Consider the following 23,119-nt stretch of genomic DNA (forward strand, 5'->3'; position numbering starts at 1 on the left):
GTTGGTGTTGAAGGCCGCGCCGACGGATTGGTTGGTGGGGGGGCGGTGCGGGGGGTGGGGGGGGGCCCCGGGGGCCCCCGCCCCCCCCCCGCCTGGTGAGGAACGACTAGCCGAGGCTGGTCGACCTCGAGGTGTCAGCTCAGCCGCGCAGCAGGGTCAGGACGTTCTGCGAGGCGGAGTTGGCCTGGGCGAGCATGCTCGTGCCGGCCTGCGACAGGATCTGGCTCTTCGTGAACTTCGTCATCTCGGCAGCCATGTCGGTGTCGCGGATGGCCGACTCCGACGCGGTGATGTTCTCGATGGAGACGTTCAGGTTGTTGATCGCGTGCTCAAAACGGTTCTGCAGCGCACCGAGCTTGGCGCGGGTGTCAGAGACCTTGGCCAGGGCCGTGTCGATGGCGGTGATGGCGGAGTTGGCGCCAGTGCCAGTCGTCACGTTGAGGGAGGCAGTACCGAGGCCCGCAACCGAAGCGTCGATACGGTCGATCGACACAGTGATGCGGTCAGCGGCGGTGTTGCCGTAGCCAACCTGGAAGACGCCACCGGAACCAGAAGTACCAGTGACGGTGTCCAGTCGCACACCCGCCTTGGCGGCGTCGCCGGCGGTGGTGCCCTCACCAGTAGTGAGGGAGGTGAACTTCGACGAAACGAGGCTCACGTTCCAAACACCGTTACCCGCGTCGGTGACGACAGCCTTCACGTCACCGGCCTGGTACGTCGCGAGAGCCGCGTCAGCAGAACCATCGAGACCCGCGTCGACCGCCGTCTGCAGAGCAGTCTGGTACTCAGCGGCGGTAGCGTAAGTAGCGTCCGCGACGTTGATGTTGACGGGCGTACCGATCGTGCCAGCCTTGAAGACGCCGTCAATCGTGAAGTCGACGGCCGCGGCCGCAAGCACGAGCCCACCGGACGGAATGCCCGTGATGGAGCTCGCCACAACTGCAGCCGACCCGCCGTACGTGCCGTCGAGCAGCTTCTGGCTGCCGAAAGACGTCGTCTTGCTGATGCGGTCGATCTCCAGGCTGAGGGCCTCGATCTCCTTCTGTGCGGCGCCGGCAGCCTGAGAGTCCTGAGCACCCGTGTTCGAAGCCTGGACCGCCAGGTCACGCATGCGCTGCAGGATGCTCGTCACGGTGCCGAGAGCGCCGTCCGCAGTCTGGGCGACATTGACGCCGTCCTGAGCGTTGCGAGCGGCGACGGTGAGGCCACCGATCTGCGAGCGCAGACCCTCGGAGACGACCAGGCCGGCCGCGTCGTCGGCGGCCTTGTTGATGCGGAAGCCGGAGGACAGCTTCTCCAGCGAGCCGTTGAGCTGCTTGTCGGTGCGCTGCAGGTTGTTGTAGGAGTTGAGCGCAGCGATGTTGTTGTTGACGCGAAGACCCATGATCTTCATTCCTCCGTGAGTGGTGTCCTGGGGGACGCCGGTCCGTCCGTGGTCCGGCTCGCCGGGCGGTCTGTGTGCCCGACACCAAGTTCATCGGTCCGTGTGCGCCGGACCTGAGCATCTAGATGTGTGGCGAACGGGTGATGCCGCGCGATCACCTCCGGCGGGCGCCCGCTCCCCCGCTTCCGGTAGACAGCGGTCGTGACCACCACCGCCCGCGAGCGCCGCTTCCGCACCTGGACCCACCACAGCGAGCGCGCCGCGACCGTCGTGGCCGCCGTCTGGCTGGCCGCCTTCGCGTGGCCGGTCCTGGACCCGTCGCTGCCGTCGGCCGCCCGCCGGGCGTGCGTGGTGACCAACCTCGTGACGTGGGTGCTGTTCGGCGCCGACTACCTCGTGCGCCTGGCGCTGGCCCCGCACCGCGGCCGCTTCTTCGTCACCCACCCGCTGGACCTGCTGCTGCTCCTGCTGCCGGCGCTGCAGCCGCTGCGGCTGTTGCGCCTGGTGATGGTGGTGCGGGTGCTCAACAAGCGGGCGGGAGCGCGGCTGCGCGGGCGGGTCGGGGTGTACGTGGGCGCGGCGACCGCGCTCGTGGGGTTCTGCGCGGCCGTCGCCGTCCTGCAGGCCGAGCGCGGCGCGCCGGGGGCGACGATCACCACCTTCGGCGAGGCGGCGTGGTGGGTCGCGACGACGATCACGACCGTCGGGTACGGCGACTACTCCCCCGTCACCGCCACCGGCCGCGCCGTCGCGGTCGGGTTGATGCTGTCGGGGATCGCGCTCATCGGCGTGGTCACCGGCTCGCTGGCCTCGTGGTTCCTCGACGAGGTCCGCGACACCTCCGGATCGGCGGCCGACGCGACGCAGGCCGACGTCGCCGCGCTCGCGGAGGAGGTCCGCCGGCTGCGCGCCGAGCTGGCCGCGCGGCCCGGGAACGACGCAGCGCCCCGCCACCAGGGGTGACGGGGCGCTGCGGGGACGGGCTCAGGCGATCTGCGCGGCGACCGGCTTCGGGGCGCTGAACGTGCCGAACGCGGACATCGCCAGGCGGGCGCGGAAGTCCGACTGCGCGCCCACGGCGGCGTAGTAGGACTCCTTGCGCTGCACGCTGGCCGCCGACCCGGTCGCGGGGGCGACCATCTCCGGCGCCAGGTGGGTGTTCATGCCGTCGCGCAGCAGCGTCAGCGCCTCGGCGCGCATCTGCGAGACGCGGGACTCGCTGACCCCGAGGTGCAGGGCGATCTCCGCCATCGGCTTCTCGTGCAGGAAGTACTCCTCCACCACCAGCTTCAGCCGCTCGGGCAGCGCGGCGATCGCCGAGCGCAGGTAGCCGAGCTTCTCGCGGTGCAGCAGCTCCTGCTCCGGGCCGGGGGTGTGGGTGGGCAGGTGGTCGTCGATGGTGCCGCCGTCGGCGGTGAACCCCTGCATCGACAGGACCACCGCGCGCTGCGCCTCGTCGCGCGTCTCGTGCAGCTCCCGCGTGGTGACGCCCAGCGTCGCGGCCAGCTCCTCCGACGACGGCTTGCGGCCCAGCTGGGCGGTCAGCTCGTCCTCGGCGGCCGTCAGCTTGCGGCTGCGGCTGCGCAGCCCCCGCGAGGCCCAGTCCTGACCGCGCAGGTCGTCCAGCAGCGCCCCGCGGATGCGGGTGTTCGCGTAGCGGGCGAACGGCACGCCCGTGCCCGGGTCGTAGCCGCGCGAGGCCTGCACCAGCGCCATCAGCCCGGCCGAGGTCAGGTCGTCGCGGCTCACGTGCGAGGGCAGCCGGCCGATGAACTCGTTGGTGATGTAGCCGACGATCGGCAGGTGCTGCTCGACGAGCTCGGCGCGCTGCGCGTCGGTGAGCTCCACAGCGGTGAGCTGGGCGGCGGTGGCGGCGTCTGCGGTCACACACCCCTTGTCGGCACGCGCCGGCCGTCACCTTGAGCACCCGGACGGCGGACGCACGAGAGTGACGGGTGGGACGAGCGGGTGACGGCGCGGCAATGCAGCTCAGGTCGGCGCGGGGCCCGGGTCAGTCGAGGTCGAAGACGTAGCGCAGGGCTCGGTCGACGTCCTGCCGCTCCTCCCAGGTGAGGTTGCGGACGTAGTCACCCAGGCGCTGAGGGTCGAACGCGCGGAGCTGCTCGACGAGCACCCTGCCCGTTTCACCGTCGATCACCAGGTCGGGGCGGAAGACCGCCGGCGCGGGGCCGTCGCTGCCCGTCGTCGGGGCCACGACCCACGTCGACAGCCACGGCAGCCGATCCGTCTGCAGGACGACCGCGTACCGGACCCCCCGTTGCTCGTGCCCCCGGCCGTCGAAACGTGCCCGGTAGACCTCGCCGCTCACGCCGTCCGCTCGCGGCGGGGTTCGTTGGCAGCCATCTCGTCCATCTCCGCAGCCACACGGGCCGCCCACTCGCGCTCGCGCGGATCGCCGGCCAGCCGCGCCGCGTCACGGTCGGCCTGACGCCGGTACTGCCGCCAGCGACGCGCCTCGAGCGCTTCGCGGATCAGTGCGTCGAAGGTCAGGTGGTCGTCCTCCGCGACGCTGCGCAGGAGGTCCCTGGTCTCCTTGTGCACGCGGATGGTAGTGGTGTCAGCCATCCTCCGAGTCTACTCAGCGTAGACACGGTCAGGAAGTCCACAACCGCTCGCTGTCCACGTCCGCCAGCCACGGCACCGGCCCGGCGCCCTCGGCGTAGGTGCGCTCGGCGGTGAGCACGAGCCGCGTCACCGTCTCGGCGTCTGGATCGACGATCCAGTAGCCCGGAACGCGCCACTGCGCGTACAGCTCTCGCTTGAGGACCCGGTCCACGATCCGCGTCGACACTGACTCCACCTCCACGACGAGGAGCACGTCGGAGGGATCGACCCACAGCTCGTCGCGCCCTACGACCACCGCGTCGACCACCACGACGTCCGGGACGAGCAGGCGGTCGGTGTCACCGCGCCGCAGCAGGTTCACGCCCGGCAGCACGCGGTGCGCCACGGGCTCGCCGAGGACGTGCAGCAGCTGTCCGACGACGCGCTGGTGTCGCACGCCCGGCACCGGGCGCACCAGCAGCGCGCCGTCCAGCAGCTCCAGCTGGGCCGTCGGCTCCTCGGGCAGGTCCTCGACCGTCCACGGCCCCGCGCCCCGCACCTCCACGGCCCCTCCCCCGCTCGCGCTGACAGCCAGCCTGCAGGCACCCGCCGACACGCCGATCTACAGCTCCGCCGGCGCGGTGTGTCGCCTCGACCGCGCAGGCTGACTGTCAGCCCCGCGCCTCACAGGTCGTCGATGAACCGCTCGACGTCGTCGGGAGCGCCCGCGACGAGGATCTCGTCGCCGTACGCGAGGACGGTGCCGGCGTCGGTGTGCCGGTAGCGGGCCTCCTGCGCGGGCTTGACCGACACCACCGTCACCCGACGCTTGGCGCGCAGCCCGGACTGCCCCAGCGGCACCCCGACGAGGTACTGCGGGGGGCGGGTCTTGGCCAGCGCCCACCCCTCGTCGACCTCCAGGTAGTCCAGGGCGCGGCCGGAGACCAGGTGGGCCACGCGCTCGCCCATGTCGTGCTCGGGCAGCACGACGTGGTGGGCGCCGACGCGGCGCAGGATGCGGGCGTGCTGGTCGTCCAGGGCCTTCGCCCAGATGTCCTCCACGTCCAGGTCCGACAGCAGCGAGGTGGCCAGGATGCTGGCCCGCATGTCGGTGCCGATGGCGACGACGGCGCGGCTGTAGTCGGCCACGCCGATCTCGCGCAGCGCGCTGACGTCGGAGGCGTCGGCGACGACGACCTGCTCCAGCTGCCCGGCCAGGGACTGCACCAGCTGCGGGTCCTCGTCCACGGCGAGCACCTCGGTGCCGCCGCGGGCCAGCTCCAGGGCCAGGGAGCGGCCGAAGCGCCCCAGGCCGATGACGACGACGGGTTCGTGCCTAGCCAACGATCGTCCTCTCCTCCGGCAGGGAGTGCCGGCGTCCACGCTCGCGCAGCGCGAGTGCCGACGCCAGCGACAGCGGGCCCACGCGGCCCAGGAACATGAGCGCCACCAGCACCAGGTGCGCCGGTTCGGGCAGGCTGGCCGTGATGCCGGTGGACAGCCCCACGGTGGCGAAGGCGGAGACGGCCTCGAACAGCACGTCGCCGAAGTCCTCGTGGGAGATGACCAGCAGCGCCAGGGTGGAGCTGGTGACCAGCCCGACGCCCAGCAGCGCCACCGCGAGCGCCTGGCGCTGGTTGGTGGCGGGCACGCGGCGGCGGCCCACCTCGACGTCGGTGTCGCCGCGCACCTCCGCCCACAGCACGTACGCCAGGACGCCGAAGGTGGTGACCTTGATGCCGCCGGCGGTGCCGGCGCTGCCGCCGCCGATGAACATGAGGACGTCGGTGGCGAACAGGGTCTCCGGCCGCAGGGCGGCGATGTCGAGGCTGTTGAACCCGGCGGTGCGGGCCATCGCGGAGGAGAAGAACGCCGTCAGCAGCGCCCCGCCGGGCCGCTCGCCGCCGAGGGTGGCGGGGTTGGTCCGCTCCAGCAGGGCGTAGGCGAGGGTGCCCAGCACCAGCAGCGCCACGGTGACGATCACCGTGACGCGGGTCAGGACCGACCAGCTGCGCGGGCGGCGCCAGGAACGGGCCAGCTCGAACACCACGGGGAACCCCAGCCCGCCGATGATGACCGCCGCGGCGATCGGCAGGCAGACCACGGCGTCGGAGACGTACCGCACGAGGCTGTCGGCGTGCAGGCCGAACCCGGCGTTGTTGAAGGCGCTGATCGCGTGGAACACGCCGTACCAGGCGGCCTGGCGCCACCCGAACGCGTAGGCGGTGGCGAACCGCACCGTGAGCACCAGCGCGAGGACCGCCTCGCACGCCAGGCTGAACACGACGATCCGCCACACCACCCGGCGCACGTCCCCGGCCGACAGCGTCTTCGTCTCCGTCTGCGCGAGCAGCCGCGCCCGCAGCCCGAGGCGCCGGGAGACCAGCAGCGCCAGCAGGCTCGCCAGGGTCATGAAGCCGAGCCCGCCGGTCTGGATGAGCGCCAGCACCACGACCTGACCGGTCACCGACCAGAAGGTGCCGGTGTCGACGGTGACCAGTCCTGTCACGCACACCGCGGACACGGCGGTGAACAGGGCGTCGGTCAGCGGCGCGCGCTCGCCCGACGCGGTGGCGATCGGCAGCGACAGCAGTCCGGTGCCGACCGCGGCGGCGGAGGCGAAGCCGAGGACGACGGCGCGGCCGGGACCGCGGACCCCGCCGCCCAGACCGCCGCGACGGCGGGTCCGGGAGCGCGCGGGGAGGGACGCTGCAGGCACGAGGGATCACGATGGCACAGCCGCGGTGACCACGGGCTGTAACACCACCCCGCAGCAGCGCGCCCGGTCGGGTGGTCCCGCCCCCGGTCGGCCCATCCCGGCTCAGCGGACCGGCCCCGGCGGCCGATGGTGCACCTGAGCGACGCCGGCGGAACCCGCGACCGGCCCGCGCGAGCACCACCGGGAGGACACACGTGAAGGCGCTCTGGCAGGTCGTCCAGGACCTCGAGCACGCGTCCCGCAAGGGACAGCTGACGCCCAGCTTCGTCGAGACGTACGCCGACAAGCACGGCGAGCGCGTCAGCGCCCTGTACGCGCTGGCCGCCAAGAACATGCTGGCCATCGACCACGAGGCCGGCCGCAACGACCACATCCTGCGCTCGCCGGAGGAGGACCGGCCCGTGCGGCAGGGCACCGTGAACGCCGCCGCGGTCGCGGCCGCCGCGGAGGACACCTCGCGGGAGATGCACCGCGAGCTGCGCCGCGCCCGCGACGACGGCCGCCCCTACGCGCTGCGCAAGCCGTCGAAGAACGCCTTCTTCATCGTCAAGGACCGTTGAGCCGCTGCGACGCCACCGACCGAGGCGCCGGTCCCCCGCGGGGGCCGGCGCCTCGTCGCGTCCAACCGTCCGGGCGCGCACCACCCGAACGGCGGCGGGCGCCCGCTCAGCTCCGCGGGCGCGGTGCCGATGGGCGGGGGACACGCACGACGAGCACGCGCACGGCGCGACCGGGAAGGACACGCATGGCACTCGCCGAGGTCTCCGGCATCCTCTGGAAGGAGCGGGAGCTGCTGGAGCTGCTCCTGTTCAAGCTGGAGGAGGAACAGCTCGTGCTGGCCAGCGGCCGCACGCGCTGGCTGGCGCACGCGACCCGCGAGGTCGAGTTCGTCATGGAGCAGATCCGCTCCACGGAGGTCCTGCGCGCCACCGAGGTCGACGCCGTCGCCGCCGAGCTGGGCCTGGAGCCCGGCCCGAGCCTCAACGCCCTCGCCGAGGCCGCCCCCGAGCCGTGGGGGGAGCTGCTGCGCGGTCACCGCGACGCCTTCCTCACCCTCACCGCCGAGATCCAGGACCTCGCCGACGCCAACCGCGACCTGCTGACCTCCGGCGCCCGCGCCGTGCGCGAGGCCCTCCTGGGCCTGGACACCACCCTCGACACCTACACCGCCCGGGGCAAGAACCACGCCGCCTCCGCCGGCGGGTCCCGCGCCCACTTCGTCGACGAAGCCCTCTGAGACAGGACCCCACGATGAGCACCTTCTCCGGCATCAACCAGGCGTCCCGGGCCCTGACCGCGGCGCAGCGGGCGATGGAGGTCACCGGCCAGAACATCGCCAACGCCAACACCCCCGGCTACTCGCGCCAGCGCGTCGACCAGGTCTCCAGCGTCGTCGCCGACACCGGCCAGTGGGCGCGCCAGAACGTGCCCGGCGACGGCGTGCAGATCACCGGCATCAGCCGCGTCGCCGACGCCCTGGCCGCCGCCACCGCCCGCCAGGACTCCGCCACCGCCGCCGAGCAGAAGACCACCGCCGGCGTGTGGACCGGGATCGAGGGCGCCCTCGGCGACACCGGCGGCACCGGCCTCAGCAAGGACCTCGCCGACCTGTCCGCCGCCTGGAACGACCTCGCCAACGCGCAGGGCTCCCAGGCCGCCGACGCCGCCAAGGCCCTCGTGCTCTCCCGCAGCCAGACCGTCGCCTCGACGCTGAACTCGATGGACTCCCAGCTGTCCGCGCAGTTCGACGGCCTCGTCGGCCAGGGCCAGGCGGTCGTCGACCAGGCCAACGAGGCCGCCCGCCGCGTCGCCGACCTCAACGCCGTCATCCTGCGCGCCTCCTCCAGCGGCTCGATCCCCAACGAGCTGCTCGACCAGCGCGACGGCTACGTCAACCAGCTCGCCGACCTCACCGGTGCGCGCGTCGTGCAGCGCGAGCACGGCGTCGTCGACGTGTACGTGGGCAACGGGGCGATCGTGTCGCGCGACTCCGTCGAGCCGCTGCGCCTCGACGCCCCCGGCGGCTTCTCCCTCGAAGGCGCCAAGAACGGCCAGCGCATGACGTTCACCATCGCCGGCACCGTCGTCGAGCCGCCCGCCGGGCAGCTGAAGGCGACGCTGGACGGGGTCAACAAGACGCTGCGGGAGCAGTCCGACCGGCTCGACCAGCTCGCCGGTGACATCGTCGCGGCCGGCAACCGCGGTCAGAACCCGGCTCCCCTCGAGGTGAAGCCGGGCGCCACGACGGCGGCCGGCGTGCGCGTCGTCCCCGCTTACGACTTCCGCGCCCTCGTCGCCAGCGACAGCGGCTCCGTGAACGGCGCCGTGGCGGCGCAGGTGCAGAAGGACCTGGCCGCCGTGACCGGCACGTGGCGGGTCTTCGCCAACGACATCGCCTCCTCCACCCAGTCCGCCGACAACCGCGCCACCCTCGCCCAGCAGGTGTCGCTGAAGTCCTCCGCCGCCCGCGAGGCGGTCTCCGGCGTGAGCATCGACGAGGAGATGACGAACCTCGTCTCCTACCAGCACGCCTACTCGGCCGCCGCGCGCGTCCTCACCGCCATCGACGAGGCCCTCGACCGCCTCATCAACCGCACCGGCGTCGTCGGACGCTGAGCCTGACCACGCCCGAGGAGGGACTGACATGATCGGCCGCGTCACCCAGCGCTCCATGGCGCTGAACTCCCTGACCAACCTGCAGGCCACCAAGGCCCGCTCCGCCCAGCTGCAGGAGCAGCTGACGAGCGGCACCAAGCTGGCCAAGGGCTCCGACGACCCCGTCGCCGCGGCCGCCGCGCTGCGCTACCGCGACCAGCTGGCCACCAACGCCCAGCACGCGCGGAACATCCAGGACGCCTCCGCGTGGCTGACCACGCAGGAGAACGCGCTGACCGACGCCACCAAGGCCGTGCAGCGGATCAACGCGCTCACCGTCCAGGCGGCGAACACCGGATCGGTGGACGTCAACGGGCGCACGGCGATCACCGCGGAGCTCAAGGAGCTCAAGGAGCAGCTGCGCGCGGCCGCCGGCACGACCTACCAGGGCCGCCCGGTGTTCGCCGGCGCCAAGGTGATCGCCGACGGCACGGACCTCTACAGCGAGGCCGGCGGCGCGTACACCTACAACGGTGACGAGGCGCCGCTCAAGCGCACCGTCGCCCCCGGGCTGGAGCTGGCCGTCAACGTGCCGGCCACGAAGGTCTTCGGCTCGGACGCCCAGAACGTCTTCGGCGAGATCGACGCCCTGATCGCCACCATCGAGGGCGGCGGCAACGCCGGCACCCACCTCGGCACCGTCCAGGCGCGCCTGACCTCCATCACCACCGGCCTGGGCACGATCGGCGCCCTGACGAACAAGCTCGAGGCGGCCAAGGAGGTCAACCAGACCCGCGCGGACACCCTCACCACCGCGCTGGACGACGTCGAGGGCGTCGACCTGGCCAAGACCCTCGTGGAGTTCAACCTGCAGAACACCGCCTACCAGGCGGCGCTGCAGGCCACCGCCAAGGTCATCCAGCCGACCCTCCTGGACTTCCTGCGGTGACCGCGGCTCCTACGATGGCGCCCGTGCCCGACGCTCCCGCCGCTGGTCCGCAGGTCGACTTCGTCGCGCCCCTCATGGGGCTCGCCGAGCACACCAGCTTCACCCTGGTGTCCCTCGACGACGACGGCGTCCTCTACGCGCTGCGCAGCGTGCGAGACCCGCAGGTGCGCCTGCTCGTGGTGGCGCCGGGGCGCTTCTTCCCCGGCTACACCCCGGAGATCGACGACGAGACGGTCAGCGCGCTGGACCTGCGCGACGCGACCGAGGCCGCGGTGCTGTGCGTGGTGAACCCGGGCACCGACCCGGCGTCGGCCACCGCCAACCTGCTCGCCCCCGTGGTGATCAACCACCGGTCGATGCGGGCGGCGCAGACGGTGCTCACGGGCACCGACCTGCCGCTGCGCGCGCCGCTCGTGGCCGCCTGACGACCCCCTGCGCTCGACCCGGGCCCCCGTCGCACCACGCGGCGGGGGCCCTCGCGCGTGGCGGCGCGGCCCGGGCGGCGCGTGTCGGGACCCGGCCCTAGGGTCGGGACGAGATCGACCGCCGTCATCCGGAGGAGTGCCGCGTGAACCTGGAGCGCCCCGTCGCCCCCGACCCCTACTCGCTGCTGCCGCAGGTGCCCGGCTTCGCGCTGGAGTCCACCGACGTGCGCGAGGGCGAGCCGATGGCCGAGGCGCAGGCCTCCGGCGCGGTGTCGCCGCAGCTGTCGTGGAGCGGCTTCCCCGAGGGGACGCAGTCGTTCGTCGTCAGCTGCTTCGACCCGGACGCGCCGACCCCGGCGGGCTTCTGGCACTGGACGGTCGTCGACGTGCCGGTGTCGGTGACGTCGCTGGAGGCCGGTGCGGAGGCGCCCGAGGGCGCGACGGTGCTGCGCAACGACGTCGGTGGCCGCGGCTACACCGGTGCCGCGCCGCCGGAGGGTGACCGCCCGCACCGCTACGTCTTCGCCGTGCACGCCCTGGGCGTGGAGTCGCTGGGCCTGCCCGAGGACGCCACCCCGACCGTGGCGGCGTTCTCCTCGCTGCCGCACCTGCTGGCGCGCGCCACCCTCACGGGCACCTACCAGCGGTGAGTGCGGACGCGACCTCGATCAGCGGCGACCTGCCGCTGCTACCGGCCGCCGAGCACCCCGAGCTGCTGCCGCCCGCCGTCCACGCCGCGCTGCCGGCGGGGGCGTGGGTGTGCGCGATCGACCCCGAGGTGGCCGACACGGCTGCCCTCGTCGAGGCGCACGGGGTGTCGCTGGAGGCGTCGGGCAACTGCGTCGTCGTGGCCGGCAAGCGCGAGGGCGAGGAGCGCGTCGCCGCGTGCGTGGTGCTGGCCACCACCCGCGCCGACGTCAACAGCGCCGTCCGCAAGGCGCTCGGGGTGCGCAAGGCGTCGTTCCTGCCGGTGGAGCGCGCCACCGCCGAGACCGGCATGGAGTTCGGCGGCATCACCCCCGTCGGGCTGCCCGACGGCTGGCGGGTCCTCGTGGACACCGCGGTCGCGCAGGCGGAGTGGGTGCTCATCGGGTCCGGGACGCGCGGCTCCAAGCTCGTGGTGCGCGGCGCCGACGTGGCCGCGCTGCCCGGCGCGGAGGTCGCCGACATCGCGATCGGCCGCTGACGCGCCGTGCGGCTGGACGCGCGGGGGCCGCGGGCGGCCGGCGAGGTGTGGGAGGACTACGCCCGCCCCGCCCGCTGGCCCGCGTGGTCCCCGCAGATCACGGGCGTCGAGGCGTCCGCGGACCGCATCGCCGCGGGGGTGACCGGCACCGTCCACGGACCCCTGGGGCTGCGGGCGCGCTTCGCGGTGCTGGCCGTCGACGATGACGCGCGGACGTGGACGTGGCGGGTGAGCGTGGGGCCGATCACCGCAGAGCTGGAGCACGGCGTGGTCGCCGTCCCCGGCGGCACGTCGACGTGGCTGCTGCTGCGCGCGCCGGCCGCGCTGGCGCTGGCCTACTCCCCCGCCGCCCTCCTCGCGCTGCGCCGACTCGTCGGCGCCTGAGCCGGGGGCCCGTCAGGGGCGGGTGGCCCACAGCGCGACGGCGGAGGCGGCGGCCACGTTGAGGCTGTCGACCTGCGGCGCCATCGGGATGCGGACGGTGACGTCCGCGCCGTCCAGCGCCCGGCGGGTCAGCCCGTCGCCCTCGGTGCCCAGCAGCAGCGCCAGCCGCTGCGGCGCGTCGAACGCGTCCAGGGCCGTGCTGTCGTCGGCCAGCGCGAGCGCCGCGACGGTGAACCCGTTGCTGCGCAACAGGTCCAGGTCGCCGGGCCAGGTGGTGGCGCGCGCCCACGGCAGGTGCAGGACGGTGCCCATCGACACCCGCACGCTGCGCCGGTAGAGCGGGTCGGCGCAGCGGGGGCTGACGACGACGCCGTCGACGCCGAACGCGGCCGCGGAGCGGAACACCGCGCCCACGTTGGTGTGGTCGACGACGTCCTCCAGGACGACCAGCCGGCGCGGTCCCGGCCCGAGCCCCGCGAGCAGGTCGGCCACGGACCGCTCGGGCGGGCGGTGCACCGAGGCGATGGCGCCGCGGTGCAGGTCCACCCCCGTCAGCGCGGTGAAGGCGTCGGCCGGGGCGAGGAACACCGGCACGTCGTGCTCGGCCAGGACCGCGTCGAGGACGTCGGCGAGCTCCACCTCGCGCGCCGGGGACAGCAGGAACGAGCGGGGCCGGTGCCCGGCGGCGAGCGCCCGGCGGACCACCTCGACGCCCTCGGCGAGGAACAGGCCCTCGGCCGGTTCGCGGCGGGCGCGCAGCTGCACGTCCTTGAGGCGGGTGTAGTCGGCCAGCAGGGCCGCGAAGCGGGGGTCGGCGAGGTCGTCGAGCGGGATCCGCGGCACGGGCGGCGACGCTACCCGGCGGGGGTCAGGCGCGGGCGGGGGCGGGCTCGGTCCCGGCCGGCGCGACGTCGGGCGCGTCGAGGTCCAGCACACCGTGCAGCACCCCGTCCGGTCCCGGGTTCAGGGCGCGCTCGACGTCCACGACGGGGCTGGGGTAGCCCAGCAGGTAGCCCTGCGCGGAGTCGCAGCCCAGCCGGCGCAGCGTGCGCAGCTGCTCGGGGGACTCCACGCCCTCGGCGACGACGCCCACGCCCATCGACTTGGCCATGCCGACGATCCCGGCGACGACGGCCTCGTCCTGCCGGTGCCGGCCCAGCCCGGCCACGAAGTGCCGGTCGACCTTGACGTGGTCGATGGGCATGGTCTGCAGGTGCGCCAGGGACGAGACGCCGCGGCCGAAGTCGTCGATGCCGACGCGCACGCCCATCGTGCGCAGCGCGTGCAGCGTGGAGAACCCGGCGGCGGCGTCGGCGACCAGCAGCTCCTCGGTGACCTCCACGAGCAGCGCGTCCCCGGCCGGGCCGGACGGCTGCGCGCCGGCGACCACGTCCAGCAGCGCGTCCCCGGCCAGCTGCCGCGGCGACAGGTTGACCGAGATCGTCAGGCGGCAGTCCTCGCCCGCCGCGTCGGCCTCGGCGTACCAGGTCTCCAGGGTGCGCCAGGCCTCCTGGATGACCCAGGCGCCGATGTCGAGGATGAGGCCGCTGCGCTCGGCGACGGGCACGAACTGCTCCGGCACCAGCAGCCCGCGGCGCGGGTGCTGCCAGCGCAGCAGCGCCTCCACGCCCTGCACGTGCCCGTCGCGCAGGTCCACGATCGGCTGGTAGTGCAGGCGCAGCTGCCCCTGCTCCACGGCCAGCGCGAGGTCGACCTCGGTCTGGGACACGTCGACGGCCTGGGCCTGCATGCGCTCGTCGAACAGCTCCGAGCGCGCCTTGCCGCCCTCCTTGGCCCGGTACAGGGCCGCGTCGGCGCGGCGCAGCAGCTTGGAGGCGTCGCCCTCGTCGCGGGCCAGGGCGATGCCGACGCTGGGGGTGACGTCCACGGTGCGGCCGGCGCCCAGCTGGACGGGGCGGTCGGCGATGGCGGCCACGACGCGCTCGGCGATGCGGCTGGCGTTCAGCTCGTCGCTGAGGTCCTCGCACAGGACGGCGAACTCGTCGCCGCCGAAGCGGGCGACGGTGTCCTCCGGGCGCACGGTGGCGCGCAGCCGGTGGGCGACCTCCAGCAGGACGGCGTCCCCGCCGGCGTGGCCGTGGGTGTCGTTGATGCCCTTGAAGTTGTCCAGGTCCAGGTAGAGGACGGCGCAGCCGCGCTGGCCGCGGCGGGCCAGGGCGTGCTGCAGGCGGTCGGTGAACAACTGCCGGTTGCCCAGGTCGGTGAGCGGGTCGTGCAGGGCCTGGCGGCGGGCCTCCTCCAGCTCACCGCGCTGGCGCACGCCGTCCTCGTCGACGCGGTCGGCGGCGCCCAGGGCCAGGTACAGCAGGAACACGGAGGTCAGGACGCCGGCGAGGAGCGCGGCCAGCAGCGTCTCCAGCGCGGGCGGGCCGTCGAGCAGGCGCTGCACGAGGGCGATCACCCCGACGAGGACGAACGGGGAGGACAGCGCCCACGGGACGAGGCGCACGCGGACCTCGTCGCCCGGCGCGTGCCTGCGGGCCCAGGGCCAGCGGGCCATGTCGGGCTCGCCCCCTTCCTCGTCGTCGCACCGGTGGACCGCGCTCCGGCATCCCCGAAGTCACTGTGCGCCGATACGTGAGCGCTCATCGTCACCGAGTTGCCGTCACCTGTCCAGCCCAACCGGGCCGCGCCCACCGAACCACGTGACGCACGGTGCTGGCTCGCTGACACGCTGCGCGTTCACCCGGACGGGGGACGCCCCGCCCGCCCACTCCCGCCGTGATCACGGACGAGCCATCCTCTCAACCGTCCATGATCACGCCTGGGAGGCGGTAGCTCGCCCTCCCCCTCCTCTGTGATCTTGCCGGGAATCCCAGCGAGATCACGGAAGGGCCGAGGGGCGAGAGGCAGGGACGGCGGACCGGCACGCGGGTGCCGCCGAACGGTGGAGCGCGCTCGCCGATCGTTGAGCGCGGCACCGGCGACGCCGACCACCTGGAGGTGTCCAGACCAGCGGCCCGCTCAGCGGTCGGTCGACCCGGCCGCCCCGCGGGGCGCCACCGGGCGCTGACGGCTGTCCTGGCGCTGCTGGTCGCCCTGGTGCTCGCCCCCGCCGCTCCAGCCGGGGCGGCCGCGGCGCTGCCGGAGTACACGCTGACGACCCTGCTCGACGGGAACTCGCCGGGCAGCGAGGTCGACGTGCCCGACGTGGCCGCCGACAGCAGGGGCAACGTCTACGTCGCCGACCGCGGCCACCACCGCGTCCTGCGCATCGCCCCGAACGGCACGCGCAGCGTCGTCGCCGGCACAGGTGAGTGGGGTACCCCCGTGGACGGGGCGCTCGCCACGCAGACCCGGCTGGACAACCCCATCGGGGTCGACGTCGACCGCCACGACAACCTCTACATCGCCGACCTGGCCAACCGGCGCGTCGAACGCGTCGACGCCGTCACCGGTGTCCTGACGGTGGTCGCCGGGAACGGTGCGGCAGGACTGCCCGTCCCCGGTCCCGCGACCCGTTCACCGCTGATGAACCCGGTGGACGTGGCCGTCGACCCGGAGGGCAACGTCTTCGTCGTCGACCAGGAGGCCAAGCAGGTCCTGCGCGTCACCCCCGCCACGGACACCGGTCCCGGCACCCTCACCGTCTTCGCGGGCGACGGCACCACGGTCGGGCCGGCGGGACCGGGACCCGTCGCCGCGACGGCCACCGGGTTGTTCAACCCGGTCGGCATCGCCACCGACAGCCGCGGCGTCAGCTACGTCAGCGCGAAGGCCGCGCACCGGGTCTACGCCATCACCCCGGACGGCTGGCTGACCGTCGCCGCCGGCAACGGGCAGGTCGGTCAGGTCACCGAGGGCGCGCGCGCCGTCGACTCCCCGCTCGCCTACCCCGAGCGCCTGGCCGTCGACCGCAACGACAACGTCTACATCGCCGACGAGGGCAACAACCGCATCGACGTCATCGACACCGACGGCACCATCTCCGTCGTCGCCGGCACCGGCACCGGGGGCTCGCCCACGCAGGGGCCCGCCCGGGAGTCCATGCTCAAGACCCCCACCGGCATCGCCGTCGGCCCCGCCGGCGACGTGTTCGTCGCCGACCAGGGCAACAGGATGGTCCAGCGGCTCAGCCCCACCGCCCGCCCCGTCGTCACGGGACCGGCCAGGCTCACCGCCACGGTCGGGCAGAGCTCCAGCGCCACGTTCACCGCCAGCCCCGCGTCCCCCACCCCCACGTGGTCCGTCGCGGGCACCGTCCCCGCCGGGCTGTCCGTCGACGCGGCGACCGGCACCTACACCTGGAACCCCGCCCGGGCCGGGGGCACGACCGTCGCGGTGCAGGCCTGCACCTACTCCACCCGCCAGTGCGGCTACGCCGACCTCGTCCTGGAAGGGGTGGCGACGCCTCCCGGCGCGCCCGCGGGCGTCACCGCGCGCGCCGGGGAGGGCAGCGCCGGCGTCTCCTGGCAGCCGCCCGCCTCCGACGGCGGCGCCGACGTCACCGCCTACCTCGTCACGACCCTGCTCGACGGCGTCCCCACGGGCAGCCCGGTCGAGACCGCCGCCACGGCGCGGTCCGTGGACGTCCCCAGCCTGCGCCCGGGGCGCTCGTACTCCTTCACCGTCGCCGCGCGCAGCGCCGCGGGGACCGGTCCCGCCTCGGCGCCCTCGACCCCGGTCGTCCCGACCGGGCCGCCGGGTGTCGTCGACCCCGGTCCCGTGGAGGGCGCCGTCGGCCGCAGCACCACGCGGACGCTCGCAGCGCTGCCGGCGACCCCCGGCCTGGTGTGGTCGCTGACCGGCCCGGCGCCGGACGGCCTGGCCCTCGACGCCACCGGGACCCTGACGTGGTCGCCGGCGGCGGTGGGCACGAGCACCGCGCAGGTGCGGGTCTGCGACCCGGCGACCTCCCTGTGCGGGGACGCCGTCCTGACCCTGACCGCCGTCGACGTGCCCGGTGCGCCGCAGGCCGTGGACGCCGGACCCGGGGAACGCAGCGCGAGCGTGACGTGGGACCCGCCGGCCGCCGACGGCGGGGCGCCCGTCACCGGGTACGTGCTCACCACCGTCCGCGACGGCTCCGGCCCCGGCGCGGTGACGGCCGTGCCCGCCGGCACGCGCACGGTCGTCGTGACCGGCCTGCAGGAGGGTGCGACCTACCGGTTCACCGTCGCGGCGCGCAACCGGGCCGGGACGGGCGGCGCCGCACCCGCGGCGCGCGCGGTCGTCCCCACCGCCCCCGCTCCTCCCCCTCCGGGGCCGGCACCCACCGCGCAGCCGCGGCCCGTGCCGGAACCGACCCCGGACCCGGGACCCACCCCGACGAGGACGGCCGCACCACCGGTCGCCCCACCGGTCGCCCCACCGGTCGCCCCGCCGGTCGTCCCGCCGGTCGTCCCGCCGACCACGGGGTCGCGTCCCACCGCCCGTCCCACCGCCGGGCCGACGGCGAGCACCCCCGCGGCTCCCACGCGTGGCGACCGGGCCGGCACGGGACCCGCGGCCGTCGCGCAGGCCCCGGCAGCGACCCCCGCGCCCCCGACGGCCGCACCCGTCCCGCGCGCCCCGCATCGCCAGGACGCCAGCGCACCGGCCGCGCTCCCCGCACCGGCGAGCGCACCACCGCCGCCGTCCGCGGCGGCCGGTGACCTCCGCGCTCCCGCACCGCGCGGGGCACCGCCCTCCCCGGCGGCCGCCACGGCCTCGCCGGTGGACCCCGGCGTCGGGACGCGCGCGGCGCAGGCCGTCACCGCCGTGGCCGCGGCGATGGCCCGCAACGCCCAGTACCCCCTGCTGCTGCTGCTCCTGGCGGTCGTGTTCCTGCTCGTGCAGCACCGCATCGACCGCGACGACCCCAAGCTCGCCCTCGCACCGCTGCGCGAGGAACCGGACCTGCCGTTCGGCCCGCCGCCCGGCGGGCGCCGCCCCCGAGGAGACCGCTGATGGCCGCACCGGACGTCCCCCGCGGCTCCGCCAGCCTGCTGCCGCTGGCCGACCGCCTGCTGTGGTCGACGCTGCTGCGCGCCGGCCTGGTCGCCCTGGTGGCGGCGCAGCTCGTCGTCGGCGGCGCCGGGCCGGTCGCCCCGTCGCTGCACACCGCGCCCCTCGGCGCCGCGTACCTGGCCCTGTCGGTGCTGGTCGCCCTGTGCGCGCGGGCGAACCGCACCGTCGCACGCGCCGCCCTCGACGTGGCCCTCGTCGTCGACAGCGTCGCCCTCGCGGCGGCGTGGCACCTGCTGGGCGCACCGACCCTGGTCACCCTGCTGTGCGCGTTCCACGCCGGGGCGGTCAGCCTGCTCGTCTCCTTCCGCACGGGCGTGAAGGCAGCGCTGACCCACTCGCTGGCGGTGATGTGCGTCTGGCAGGCCCAGGTCGTCGGGGTCCTGGCGACCCCGGCGGGCGCAGCCGGCTCCTCCACCTACCTGGCGTTCCTGCTGCCCGTGTGGGCGGCGGCCCTGGGCACCGCCACCTTCGCCGCCGTCAACGAGCGCGAGCTGCGGCGCCGGCGCTACGACGCCGAGGCGCTGCAGCGGCTGCTGGGCGGGGTGAGCGGGGCGCAGGACACCGTCGCGGTGGCCACGGCGCTCGCCGCGTTCGCCGGCGAGGAGCTTCCCGCGCGCCGCGCGCTGGTGGTCGTCGAGGCGCCGCGCGGGGGCGGGCCGGGGCTCGCCGTGCGGTGGGAGGCGGGCACCGCCGCGCCCGTACCCGGTCCGCGTCCCGAGGACGCCGGTGACCTGCTGACGGGCGCGGTGCCCGGGGACGGCCCCGTCCCGGTGCGGGGCCTGGACGGGCGCGCGGACGCGTGGCTGGCCGGGCAGCTGCCCGGCGCCCGCGGGGTGGTCCTCGTGCCGGTCCCGGTGCACGGCACCCGGGCGTGGCTGGTGCTCGACCTGGACCGGGATCGGGGCGTGGCGCGCCGGCTGCTGTCGGCGGCGCAGCAGGCCGCCGCGCACGCCGGGATGGCGCTGGAGCGGGCCGCGGCGGTGGAGGCGCTGCGGCGCGCGGCCGCCGTGGACGGGCTGACGGGGGTGGCCAACCGCCGCACCCTGGACGAGAGCCTGCGCGCGGAGCTGGCGCGAGCCGCCGCCACCCGCACCCCCGCCGCCCTGGTGCTGCTGGACCTGGACCACTTCAAGGCCGTCAACGACGGCCTCGGGCACCAGGCGGGCGACGAGGCCCTGCGCACCGCCGCCGCGGCGCTGGAGGGGGCGGCCCGCGCGGGCGACCTCGTCGCGCGCTACGGCGGCGAGGAGTTCGCGGTGCTCCTGCCGGGCACGGACGCCCCGGCGGCGGTGGAGGTCGCCGAGCGGCTGCGGGCCGCTGTGGCCGCGGGCACCCGACCGCGCGTGACGTGCAGCGCGGGAGTGGCCGCGGTCCTGCCGCCGGCCCGGACGGCCGGCCCGGACGCCCTCGACGGCCTCGCCGCCGACCTGCTGGGCGCGGCCGACGGCGCGCTCTACGGGGCCAAGCGCGCGGGCCGGGACCGCTGCGTCGTCGCGCCGCCGGTCGACGCGGCGCCCCGGGCGCAGGACGCGGCCACCGGGTGACAGCCCGCCGCCCCCACTGTGATCACGCACGGGTGGGGTTTCACCCATCCGTGATCACGGCGAGGGAGGAGCGTCCCGACCGTCTCCCGTGATCTTGCTGGGATCCCCCGCAAGATCACGGGAGGAGGGGCGGGGCGACCGTCGGACCGGCGCGCCGCAGGACCGGCGTGGGTGCGGCGGCGAGGCGGTGACGGACGGGGCTCAGCGCGGCGGGGCGACGGTGCGGCGGTCGTCGGCCCCGCGGACGGTCAGGCGAGCGGCGTCCAGGGCCTGCAGCAGCGGCAGCGCCACCCGGCGCGAGGTGCCCAGCGCGCGCCGGGCCTCGCCGGCGCCGAAGGGCTGCGGCAGGCGGGCCAGCTCGGCCGCGGCGCGGCTCAGGGCACCGGGCGCCAGGACGACGCCCTCCCCCACCCGCTCCAGCGCGCCGACGCGCACGGCGGCGGCCAGCTCGGCGCGGCCCAGACCCAGCTCGCGCAGCCGCTCGGCGTCCGGCGCGACCCAGGGCTCGCGGGCCAGGTCGGCCAGCACGGCGTCCACGGCGCGCCGCACGGCCGGCGGCAGGTCCGCCGAGCCCGCCGAGCCCGCGGGCACGACACGCCCGGCGGCCAGCCGCAGCCCGGGCGCGCCGGCGACGAGGGCCTCCACGAGGGCGCGGTCGGGCAGCCGCAGCGCCTGGCGGGCCTCCTCCAGCGCCGGCCCCGGCTGCAGGGGGTGCTGCGCGGTGTGGGCGGCGACGACGGCGGGCAGCCGCTGCCGCAGCCTCTCCCACACGGCCGGGTCGGCGTGCCAGTCGCCGGCCACGGGCGCGGTGGCGACGGCGACCCCGGCGCGGCGCAGGTCGCCGGCGCGCACCAGCCCGCGCCGGCGCAGCTCCTCGGCCTCGTCGGGCACGTCGGGGGCCGGGGTCAGCCGGTCGGCGCGGCGGGCGGCGGCCCCGCGCCGGGCCAGCCGCGGCGGGGTGGCGTCCAGGACGGTCCCGGCGCCGAGGACCTCGTGGCGGGCCGGCTCGCGCAGCAGCAGCCGGTCCCCCACGTGCAGGGGCAGCGGCCGGCGCAGCCGCACCCGCACGAGCAGGTCGTCGCCGGCGGCGCCCAGCGGCCGCAGCCGCACCGGCACGGCCGCCGACCCGAGGTGGGCGACGAGCTCGCCGGGCAGCGCCTCCTCGCGGCGGGCGGCGCCGGGCAGCCGGACGTCCGCGACGGCGGTCGAGGTCCAGGAGTCCGGCGTCAGCAGCGCGTCGCCGCGGCCGACGGCGGCGCGCTCGACGTCGCGCAGGTTCAGCGCCACCCGCGCCACGCCCTCGGCGCGCTCGACGTCGCGGCCGGTGCTCTGCACCCCGCGCACCCGCACCGCACGCACGCCGTCGGCGGTCGTCAGCTCCAGCGCGTCGCCGACGGCGACGGTCCCGGCGGGCAGGGTGCCGGTGACGACGGTCCCGGCGCCGCGCACGGTGAAGCTGCGGTCCACCCACAGCCGCACGGGCGCGGTCGCGTCCGGGGCGGGCACCTGCGCGAGGACCCCGGCCAGCGCGGTGCGCACGTCGTCCAGCCCGGCGCCGGTGACGGCGCTGCACGCCACCGCGGGTACCCGGCCCAGCGGAGTGGCGGCCAGGCGCTCCAGGGCGTCGGCGGTGACGGGGCCGGGGTCGGCCAGGTCGGCGCGGGTGACGACGAGCAGCCCGTGGCGCACCCCGAGCGCGGCGACGGCGGCCAGGTGCTCGGCGGACTGCGGCATCCACCCGCCGTCGGCGGCCACCACCACGCACACCACCGGCACGGGCCCGACCCCGGCGAGCATGGTCGGCACGAACCGCTCGTGGCCGGGCACGTCGACGAAGGCGACGGTGCCGGCGCCGGGCAGGTCGGTCCAGGCGAAGCCGAGGTCCAGGGTCAGGCCGCGGCGCTTCTCCTCGGCGAAGCGGTCGGGGTCGGTACCGGTCAGGGCCCGCACGAGGCTGGACTTGCCGTGGTCGACGTGCCCGGCGGTGGCGACGACGTGCACGTCAGGCCCCGTCCGCCGCGGGGGCGGCCAGGGCGGCCAGGACCGCGCCGGCCAGGTCGCCGTCGCGCTCGGGCGGCACGCAGCGCGGGTCCAGCAGCAGCCGCCCGCGCTCGACGCGCCCGGCGACGGCCGGCTCGCCGGTGCGCAGCACGGGGGCCAGGCCGGCGGGCAGCGACAGCGCCGCCGACGGCAGCTCGAGGCCGGGCGCTCCCCCGCCGCCCACGACGGCCGGGGCCTCGAGGACCTCCACGTCGGCGTCCGGGCGGGCCGCGCGCACGGCCCCGGCCAGCGCCGCGCAGCGCCGGTGCAGGTCGGCCGGGTCGGCGTGCAGCGCCGTCCAGGTCGGCGTCAGCGGTGCGCGCAGCGTGGCCTCCAGCGCCGCCAGGGTCAGCTTGTCCACCCGCAGCGCGCGGGCCAGCGGGTGCCGGCGCAGCCGCTCGACGAGGTCGGCGCGGCCCAGCAGCAGCCCGGCCTGCGGGCCGCCGAGCAGCTTGTCGCCGCTGGAGGTGACCAGGTGGGCACCGGCGCGCAGGGCGGTGGCGGCGTCCGGCTCGTCCGGCAGCAGCGGGTCCGGGCGCAGCAGCCCGGAACCGGTGTCCACGACGACGGGCACGCCCAGCCCGGCCAGCTCGCCCGGCCCGACGCCGGCGGTGAAGCCGGTGACGACGAAGTTGGAGGGGTGGACCTTCAGGACCATGCCGGTGTCCGGGCCGACGGCGGCGGCGTAGTCGGCCAGCGTGGTGCGGTTGGTGGTGCCGACCTCGCGCAGCCGCGCGCCGGTGGACTCCAGCAGGTCCGGCAGCCGGAACCCGTCGCCGATCTCGACCATCTCCCCGCGGCTGACGACGACCTCGCGGCCGGCGGCCAGCGCCGTGGCGGCCAGCACGAGGGCGGCGGCGCCGTTGTTGACGACGTGCACGTCGCCGGCGTCGGGGACGGCGGCGCGCAGGGCGGCCAGGGCGCCGCGGCCGCGGCGGGCGCGCCGGCCGGTGGCCAGGTCCATCTCCACGTCGGTGGCGCCGGCGGCCGCGGCGACGGCCTCGACGGCGTCGGCGGACAGGGCGGCCCGGCCGAGGTTGGTGTGCAGGACGGCGCCGGTGCAGTTCAGGACGGGCACGAGGCTGCTGGGTGCGGCCAGCGCACCGTCGACGGCGGCGGCGACGGCGGCCACGGGGTCCGGCCCGTGCAGGTCGAGGTCGCCGGTGCGGGCGCGGGCCAGCACGTCGCGGACACCGTCGCGGACGGCGTCGCGGCCGCGGCGGCGCAGCAGCGGGGCCAGGTCGGGGTGGGCGAGCACGGCGTCGGTGCGGGGCAGCGCGCGCCGGGGGTCGGGGCGCTCGCCGGAGCGGCGCGTCGTCGGGCTGTCCGGCACGGGCGCACCCTACGTCGGGGGTGTC

General features: G+C 75.8%; 22 protein-coding genes. 11 read left to right on the top strand and 11 right to left on the bottom strand.

Translation table 11 applies throughout. From position 1 onward, the window contains the following. Window positions 1-139: 139 nt before the first annotated feature. Window positions 140-1,384, bottom strand: coding sequence for a flagellin N-terminal helical domain-containing protein (locus ACRYMY_RS03595; RefSeq protein WP_432546004.1), 1,245 nt, complete (start codon window positions 1,382-1,384; stop codon window positions 140-142). Window positions 1,385-1,585: 201 nt separating this feature from the next. On the opposite strand from ACRYMY_RS03595, the gene ACRYMY_RS03600 reads away from it, so the two are divergent. Continuing rightward, complete coding sequence (locus tag ACRYMY_RS03600; RefSeq protein WP_432545902.1) at window positions 1,586-2,347, top strand: potassium channel family protein; 762 nt, start codon at window positions 1,586-1,588, stop codon at window positions 2,345-2,347. Between the two features lie 21 nt (window positions 2,348-2,368). Here the strand turns inward: ACRYMY_RS03600 and ACRYMY_RS03605 are convergent, their stop codons facing one another. The 6 genes from ACRYMY_RS03605 to ACRYMY_RS03630 all read right to left on the bottom strand — a co-directional run bounded on the left by ACRYMY_RS03605 (window position 2,369) and on the right by ACRYMY_RS03630 (window position 6,668). Next, a complete protein-coding gene (locus ACRYMY_RS03605; RefSeq protein ID WP_432545903.1) occupies window positions 2,369-3,271 on the bottom strand; it encodes a sigma-70 family RNA polymerase sigma factor in 903 nt (300 codons plus the stop codon). A 124-nt stretch (window positions 3,272-3,395) separates the two neighbouring features. Beyond that, on the bottom strand, window positions 3,396-3,713 hold the full coding sequence (locus ACRYMY_RS03610) for a type II toxin-antitoxin system PemK/MazF family toxin (RefSeq protein ID WP_432545904.1): 318 nt from the start codon (window positions 3,711-3,713) through the stop codon (window positions 3,396-3,398). Continuing rightward, window positions 3,710-3,970, bottom strand: coding sequence for a hypothetical protein (locus ACRYMY_RS03615; RefSeq protein ID WP_432545905.1), 261 nt, complete (start codon window positions 3,968-3,970; stop codon window positions 3,710-3,712). The genes ACRYMY_RS03610 and ACRYMY_RS03615 overlap by 4 nt, the downstream gene beginning before the upstream one ends. A 28-nt stretch (window positions 3,971-3,998) precedes the next feature. After that, complete coding sequence (locus ACRYMY_RS03620; RefSeq protein ID WP_432545906.1) at window positions 3,999-4,514, bottom strand: Uma2 family endonuclease; 516 nt, start codon at window positions 4,512-4,514, stop codon at window positions 3,999-4,001. Between the two features lie 119 nt (window positions 4,515-4,633). Beyond that, a complete protein-coding gene (locus ACRYMY_RS03625; protein ID WP_432545907.1) occupies window positions 4,634-5,293 on the bottom strand; it encodes a potassium channel family protein in 660 nt (219 codons plus the stop codon). Then, window positions 5,286-6,668 carry a TrkH family potassium uptake protein gene (locus ACRYMY_RS03630; protein WP_432545908.1) on the bottom strand — a complete coding sequence of 461 codons (1,383 nt, stop codon included), beginning with the start codon at window positions 6,666-6,668 and terminating at the stop codon, window positions 5,286-5,288. The genes ACRYMY_RS03625 and ACRYMY_RS03630 overlap by 8 nt, the downstream gene beginning before the upstream one ends. 194 nt (window positions 6,669-6,862) lie before the next feature. Here ACRYMY_RS03630 and ACRYMY_RS03635 point away from each other — a divergent pair, with 194 nt between their 5' ends. From ACRYMY_RS03635 to ACRYMY_RS03670, 8 genes are all read left to right on the top strand, one after another. Beyond that, entirely contained in the window at window positions 6,863-7,228 is a 366-nt protein-coding gene (locus ACRYMY_RS03635; protein WP_432545909.1) for a hypothetical protein, read from the top strand. A 185-nt stretch (window positions 7,229-7,413) separates the two neighbouring features. Then, on the top strand, window positions 7,414-7,905 hold the full coding sequence (gene flgN, locus ACRYMY_RS03640; protein WP_432545910.1) for a flagellar export chaperone FlgN: 492 nt from the start codon (window positions 7,414-7,416) through the stop codon (window positions 7,903-7,905). Window positions 7,906-7,919: 14 nt separating this feature from the next. Then, a complete protein-coding gene (gene flgK, locus ACRYMY_RS03645) occupies window positions 7,920-9,284 on the top strand; it encodes a flagellar hook-associated protein FlgK (RefSeq protein ID WP_432545911.1) in 1,365 nt (454 codons plus the stop codon). Between the two features lie 28 nt (window positions 9,285-9,312). After that, window positions 9,313-10,212: a flagellar hook-associated protein FlgL gene (flgL, locus tag ACRYMY_RS03650; protein ID WP_432545912.1), complete on the top strand. Its 900-nt coding sequence runs from the start codon at window positions 9,313-9,315 to the stop codon at window positions 10,210-10,212. 23 nt (window positions 10,213-10,235) lie between these two features. Continuing rightward, window positions 10,236-10,637: a flagellar assembly protein FliW gene (gene fliW, locus ACRYMY_RS03655; protein WP_432545913.1), complete on the top strand. Its 402-nt coding sequence runs from the start codon at window positions 10,236-10,238 to the stop codon at window positions 10,635-10,637. A gap of 143 nt (window positions 10,638-10,780) precedes the next feature. Continuing rightward, entirely contained in the window at window positions 10,781-11,287 is a 507-nt protein-coding gene (locus ACRYMY_RS03660) for a YbhB/YbcL family Raf kinase inhibitor-like protein (RefSeq protein ID WP_432545914.1), read from the top strand. Next, a complete protein-coding gene (locus ACRYMY_RS03665; protein ID WP_432545915.1) occupies window positions 11,284-11,823 on the top strand; it encodes a YbaK/EbsC family protein in 540 nt (179 codons plus the stop codon). Before ACRYMY_RS03660 ends, ACRYMY_RS03665 begins: the two co-directional genes overlap by 4 nt. A gap of 6 nt (window positions 11,824-11,829) precedes the next feature. Beyond that, complete coding sequence (locus ACRYMY_RS03670; protein WP_432545916.1) at window positions 11,830-12,207, top strand: SRPBCC family protein; 378 nt, start codon at window positions 11,830-11,832, stop codon at window positions 12,205-12,207. A gap of 12 nt (window positions 12,208-12,219) precedes the next feature. Here ACRYMY_RS03670 and ACRYMY_RS03675 read toward each other — a convergent pair whose 3' ends face one another. After that, complete coding sequence (locus ACRYMY_RS03675) at window positions 12,220-13,050, bottom strand: TrmH family RNA methyltransferase (RefSeq protein ID WP_432545917.1); 831 nt, start codon at window positions 13,048-13,050, stop codon at window positions 12,220-12,222. Between the two features lie 25 nt (window positions 13,051-13,075). After that, the gene (locus ACRYMY_RS03680; RefSeq protein ID WP_432545918.1) at window positions 13,076-14,677 is read right to left on the bottom strand and encodes a putative bifunctional diguanylate cyclase/phosphodiesterase; all 1,602 of its coding nucleotides are present in this window, start codon (window positions 14,675-14,677) and stop codon (window positions 13,076-13,078) included. Between the two features lie 494 nt (window positions 14,678-15,171). Between ACRYMY_RS03680 and ACRYMY_RS03685 the strand changes: the two genes are divergently transcribed. Further along, a complete protein-coding gene (locus ACRYMY_RS03685; protein WP_432545919.1) occupies window positions 15,172-18,117 on the top strand; it encodes a fibronectin type III domain-containing protein in 2,946 nt (981 codons plus the stop codon). Next, window positions 18,117-19,721, top strand: a complete 1,605-nt coding sequence (locus ACRYMY_RS03690; protein ID WP_432545920.1) for a GGDEF domain-containing protein — start codon at window positions 18,117-18,119, stop codon at window positions 19,719-19,721. Before ACRYMY_RS03685 ends, ACRYMY_RS03690 begins: the two co-directional genes overlap by 1 nt. 201 nt (window positions 19,722-19,922) lie before the next feature. Here the strand turns inward: ACRYMY_RS03690 and selB are convergent, their stop codons facing one another. Next, complete coding sequence (selB, locus tag ACRYMY_RS03695) at window positions 19,923-21,722, bottom strand: selenocysteine-specific translation elongation factor (protein ID WP_432545921.1); 1,800 nt, start codon at window positions 21,720-21,722, stop codon at window positions 19,923-19,925. A 1-nt stretch (window position 21,723) separates the two neighbouring features. After that, the gene (gene selA, locus ACRYMY_RS03700; protein ID WP_432545922.1) at window positions 21,724-23,094 is read right to left on the bottom strand and encodes an L-seryl-tRNA(Sec) selenium transferase; all 1,371 of its coding nucleotides are present in this window, start codon (window positions 23,092-23,094) and stop codon (window positions 21,724-21,726) included. Window positions 23,095-23,119: the final 25 nt, after the last annotated feature.

The sequence above is a fragment of the Kineococcus haloalkalitolerans genome (assembly GCF_050871905.1).
Classification (GTDB): Bacteria; Actinomycetota; Actinomycetes; order Actinomycetales; family Kineococcaceae; genus Kineococcus.

Excerpts from the sequence above, each read along its gene's own strand:
- flgK (WP_432545911.1), top strand. The coding sequence starts at position 7,920 with ATGAGCACCTTCTCCGGCATCAACCAGGCGTCCCGGGCCCTGACCGCG.
- ACRYMY_RS03595 (WP_432546004.1), bottom strand. The coding sequence starts at position 1,384 with ATGGGTCTTCGCGTCAACAACAACATCGCTGCGCTCAACTCCTACAAC.
- flgL (WP_432545912.1), top strand. The coding sequence starts at position 9,313 with ATGATCGGCCGCGTCACCCAGCGCTCCATGGCGCTGAACTCCCTGACC.
- ACRYMY_RS03690 (WP_432545920.1), top strand. The coding sequence starts at position 18,117 with ATGGCCGCACCGGACGTCCCCCGCGGCTCCGCCAGCCTGCTGCCGCTG.
- flgN (WP_432545910.1), top strand. The coding sequence starts at position 7,414 with ATGGCACTCGCCGAGGTCTCCGGCATCCTCTGGAAGGAGCGGGAGCTG.
- ACRYMY_RS03615 (WP_432545905.1), bottom strand. The coding sequence starts at position 3,970 with ATGGCTGACACCACTACCATCCGCGTGCACAAGGAGACCAGGGACCTC.